At 42.3% G+C, this 4,505-nt stretch carries 3 protein-coding genes and 1 pseudogene; all 4 read left to right on the forward strand.

Annotated features, from left to right (window positions below; translation table 11 throughout):
• A pseudogene (locus tag ACLTL4_RS06155) lies at window positions 1–282 on the forward strand (TetR family transcriptional regulator); the annotation flags it as partial.
• 223 nt (window positions 283–505) lie between these two features.
• Window positions 506–1,651 carry a lactaldehyde reductase gene (gene fucO, locus ACLTL4_RS06160; protein ID WP_412291487.1) on the forward strand — a complete coding sequence of 382 codons (1,146 nt, stop codon included), beginning with the start codon at window positions 506–508 and terminating at the stop codon, window positions 1,649–1,651.
• Between the two features lie 416 nt (window positions 1,652–2,067).
• Window positions 2,068–3,753 (forward strand): Na/Pi cotransporter family protein, encoded by a 1,686-nt coding sequence (locus tag ACLTL4_RS06165; protein ID WP_147631222.1) that lies wholly within the window; start codon window positions 2,068–2,070, stop codon window positions 3,751–3,753.
• A gap of 205 nt (window positions 3,754–3,958) precedes the next feature.
• Window positions 3,959–4,505 (forward strand): helix-turn-helix domain-containing protein (locus ACLTL4_RS06170; RefSeq protein ID WP_412320332.1); only part of this gene is annotated, 547 nt, incomplete at its 3' end.

Genomic DNA, 4,505 nt, shown 5'->3' on the forward strand with positions numbered 1-4,505 from the left:
TTACGAGGTCTGCGAAGCAGGAAGCCCATTGGCTTTAGACAATGGGTAGTTCACCTGATTCTGGCATTTTATGAAAATCTGATCCAGGAAAAAACCGGATGTAAAATGAAAGAAGAGATGCATGATCTGCTGGAAATGTATTGCAGAAGTTCTGTCTATATGACCGTAAAATGGGTGCTTGGGAAAAAGATGGCCGCACCAGAAGGACTGGCAGAACTGATGGTAGAAGCGATGCCGGTAAAACTAAAAGAACTGTTTGAGAAACTGGATATGGTCAGGTAAACAATAGATTGTCCCGGATTCTGACAGGCAGATATCTGCCTGTGATTTCGCTGCAAAGTATTTTTGATAAATGTTACATTTAGTCTGTTTTGTTACTTTTCTTTTTGTGCAAAAGTGTTAAGATAATAACAAAGTGAAACGGAATGATGATGCACAGCTACATAGAGATACAGCAAAATCATTGCCGGAAACGTTAAAATTTTACAGAAGGGATGTAATAACTATGGCAAACAGAATCAACTTAAACGGAACCTCTTTTCATGGTGCAGGTGCGATTGCAGAGATCGTAAACGAAGCACAGGCACACGGTTTTCAGAAAGCATTTGTATGCTCTGATCCGGATCTGGTTAAATTCAACGTTACTTCAAAAGTAACAGATCGGCTGGAAAAAGCCGGACTTGCATACCAGCTCTATTCTGATATCAAGCCGAACCCGACCATCGACAATGTAAAACATGGTGTTCAGGCATTTAAAGATTCCAAAGCAGATTATATCATCGCCATCGGCGGCGGTTCTTCCATGGATACTGCAAAAGCAATCGGTATCATCATTGCCAATCCGGAATTTGAAGATGTCAGAAGTCTGGAGGGAACTGCACCGACCAAAAATCCATGTGTACCGATCATTGCGGTACCAACCACAGCCGGAACAGCAGCAGAAGTTACGATCAACTATGTTATCACCGATGTAGAGCGTAAACGTAAGTTTGTCTGCGTAGACCCGCACGATATGCCGATCATCGCAGTGATCGATCCGGAAATGATGTCCTCCATGCCGAAAGGACTGACTGCTTCTACTGGTATGGATGCCCTGACACATGCAATCGAAGGATATACTACAAAAGCTGCATGGGAAATGACCGATATGTTCCATCTGGAAGCGATCAAACTGATCTCCGCTTCTTTAAGAGATGCAGTAGAAAACAAAAAGGAAGGCCGCGAAGGCATGGCACTTGGCCAGTACATCGCCGGCATGGGATTCTCAAACGTAGGACTTGGAATCGCACACTCCATGGCACATACCTTAGGTGCTGTTTATGATACACCGCACGGTGTTGCATGTGCAATGATGCTGCCGATCGTTATGGAATACAATCAGGACTGCACAGGCGAGAAATACCGTGAGATCGCACGTGCGATGGGAGTCAAAGGTGTTGATGATATGTCCGTAGAAGAATACAGAAAAGCAGCAATCGATGCCGTAAGAAAACTTTCTGTTGATGTCGGAATCCCGACAAAACTGGAAGCAATCAAAGAAGAAGACCTTGATTTCCTGGCAGAATCTGCTCATGCAGATGCCTGTGCACCGGGCAATCCCAAAGATGCAAGCGTAGAAGATCTGAAAGATCTGTTCCGCAAAATTATGTAAAAACAGATATTGCTGCAAAGTAGATAAATGTCAGCAAAGCTGACCAGAATTGCCTGCCAAATCTCACGTACGTTCGACTTGAAATAAGATATACATACCTTAAAGATCACATACTGAAATGTATAAAAGCATTTTGGTATGTGATCTTTTTGATGTATACAGAAGCATACCATTGCCTGTTTTACATAAACTTGATAAGAAAAATTTTGAAGAACAGTGGCTTTGTCCTTACGAGACTTTACACAGATTTTACATTACACTGTCGTGGACTTTACATTGCATCGTTATACTGTAGATGCTTTGGTGATGCAGGGGGTGCGGGGCGAAAGTTCCAAGCCCCTGAAAAAATGTGCTGCATCCCGAATAAAGAACGAATCTGAAATGAAAAACGTATGTAAAGCGAAGAAGGAGAAATCATGAACAGTACATTAGAGGTAATATTTGGATTGCTCGGTGGTCTGGCAGTGTTCATTTTCGGAATGAATATGATGAGCGACTGCCTTCAGAAGGCAGCAGGCGAAAAAATGAAACGGATTCTGGCATTGCTTACCAAGAATCCAATCCTTGGCGTTCTGGCAGGAGCACTGACAACCGCCGTTCTGCAGAGCAGCAGTGCGACAACCGTTATGGCGATCGGTTTTGTAAGTGCAGGACTGATGAATCTGCCGCAGGCAATCTCCATCATCCTCGGAGCCAACATCGGAACGACGATGACGGCACAGATCATTGCCTTTAAGTTAAGTGATTATATTTATGCAATTATTTTTATCGGATTTATCATTAGTTTTGTAGTAAAATCCGAACGTGCAAAAAACATCGGACAGACCATTTTTGCATTTGGCCTTCTGTTCCTTGGAATCGAGACGATGGGAAGCGTCATGAAACCGTTGGCATCCAGCCCGATATTTACAGACATGATCGAGCAGGTTTCTCATATTCCGGTTCTTGGTGTAGCCGTAGGAACCCTGATGACACTTGTCGTACAGAGCAGCAGTGCCACGATCGCAGTATTACAGAACTTTGCAGAACAGCCTGGACCGGACGGCGTCAGCAGTATCCTGGGTCTTGTCGGAGCAATCCCGATTCTGCTTGGTGATAACATCGGAACCACGATTACAGCTCTGCTTGCAAGTATCGGACAGACCAAAGATGCAAAACGAACTGCACTTGCACACTGCATTTTCAACATTTCCGGATGTTTTCTGTTTATCTGGTTTGTAAAACCATACGCAGCCCTGATCCAGTATATCTCTCCCAAAGGACCGGAGATTGCAGTTATTTCCAGACAGATTGCAAATGCACATACCCTGTTTAATATTACCATGACGGTCATCTGGGTACCGCTGATCTGGCTGATGGTCAAGATCGTTATGAAAATCATTCCGGACGGACAGAAAAAAGTCTACAGCAACGCAGAACCGCAGTTTCTGGATTCCAAACTGGTTTCACAGCCGACCGCAGCACTTCAGCTGGTCGTAAAAGAAGTGGCAAGATGTATCGAGCTGGTTAGCGACAACTTGAAAGAATTGATTGCAGTATCCACAGAAAGTGACAGCGAGAAAATAAAAGCAGTGATCCAGAACTCCGAAGATACCAGAAAACTTTACGAACGAATCACCGAATACCTCTCCGAATTGTTTGCATCCGGCGGACTGACCGAGGAGCAGGCAAACCAGACAGCAGGTATCATGTATATTTTAAGTGATGTGGATCGTATGAGTGCCCTTTGCAGAGAAGTCTGTCTCTCCCTGAAAGATAAAGAGGAGAAAAAATATAAATATTCCAAAGATGCCATGCGTGATATGCGGCACAGCCTGCAGCTGATCCAGGAAATGTTTACGAAAGCCGTTCAGATGATGGCGACCGGAAATACGGAGGCTGCAAAAGATATTCTGCAACAGAAAGAAAAGATCCTCGATCTTGGTATCAAGATGCGAAAATCCCATGTAGAACGTGTCGGTGAAGGAAAATGCAAGGCAAAACTTACCGAGCCATACAACCGCATTATCCACCATATTGACCGAATGGGCAACTGCTGTATCAACATTGTAGATGCCGTTCAGGGCAAAGCAGGTCAGACCTATCTTGAGACTGTAGCATAAAGGAAAGAAAAACAGGAGAGAAAAGTTAAGAGAAATAAAAAAATATTTTGTGAATAAAAAATAATAAAAAGAACTATACTTGAAAAAACTCCCGGTGCTGGCACACCGGGGGTTTTTATGCCTTTTGGAGACAATAAGTGTCAAATAATAATTTCTTAACATTCATGTAAAGCATGTTATACTTGAAAAAAGGAGAAATGGTCACATGGGGACAACATTTGAAAATGAAATACTGGAAATTTTTGGAACAACAGATCTGGAACAGCTGAAGAAAATTTCAAGAGATGTGGCATCTTATAATCAAAAAAAGCAGAGAAATATTTCCGGAAGAAAGAATTCTTTTACAGAGATACAAGCAGCAGAAATGGTGGCATTATACAGTCAGGGAGAGAGTATCTCAGATCTTGCAAGAAAATATCAGGTTTCACGTCAGACAATCTATAATCAGCTAAAACGTGCCCATCGATTCAGTGAAGATCCAGATGTCAAAATGAGAATGAACTTTATGAATCATAATGATTTATGTACTACCATTGATATTGATTTTAGACATGAGAAGATCACAATCCATAATTATACAGAACAGATTTTGTTAAGAGCTTTTGGAGTTATAGAAAATCCGGATTGGAAAGATTTTGAATATTTTCTGGAAGATCGCTGTTTTCCAAGAACTCGTGACCATGCAAAAGAAATTTTAAGAGAAATGAATCTTCCATTTTATGATCCACTGCTGATTGTAGAGAAAACACAGG

The organism is Hominisplanchenecus sp., assembly GCF_046967715.1.
In the GTDB taxonomy this organism is placed as follows: Bacteria; Bacillota; Clostridia; order Lachnospirales; family Lachnospiraceae; genus Hominisplanchenecus; species Hominisplanchenecus faecis.

Bases quoted from the DNA above. Each gene is read 5' to 3' on its own strand.
- fucO (WP_412291487.1), top strand. From the start codon at position 506: ATGGCAAACAGAATCAACTTAAACGGAACCTCTTTTCATGGTGCAGGT.
- ACLTL4_RS06165 (WP_147631222.1), top strand. From the start codon at position 2,068: ATGAACAGTACATTAGAGGTAATATTTGGATTGCTCGGTGGTCTGGCA.